Source organism: Serratia montpellierensis (assembly GCF_020858655.1).
Classification (GTDB): domain Bacteria; phylum Pseudomonadota; class Gammaproteobacteria; order Enterobacterales; family Enterobacteriaceae; genus Serratia; species Serratia montpellierensis.
Window position 1 is genome coordinate 1 of the sequence record NZ_VOSN01000023.1, and the last position, 241, is coordinate 241.

At 61.4% G+C, this 241-nt stretch carries 1 protein-coding gene; it reads right to left on the reverse strand.

All coding sequences use genetic code 11. The annotated features are described in order from the left end of the window. A partial coding sequence (locus FUU19_RS24635) for a DUF2570 family protein (RefSeq protein ID WP_230507453.1) occupies positions 1-241 on the reverse strand: 241 nt, incomplete at both ends.

Below are 241 nucleotides of genomic sequence, written 5' to 3' on the forward strand. Positions count from 1 at the left end.
CGGCGGCGGCGGTGTCCGTTCCGCGCAGGAGGCCAAGAACAGCACCAGGAGCAGTGCGGCGGGCGCACTCGTCATTTTTAATGGCATCCTGATATTTCCTCTGGTAGTTTTCGCCCTGCTGGCGCAGCTGCTGCTCTCTCCGTTGCTGTTCGGCCATCATTGCGCGATTACGGGCGTCATCCGCGCGCAGTGTGGTGATCAGTCCTGCCTGCTGCGCCAGCGTCTTTTTCTGCTCTGCAAC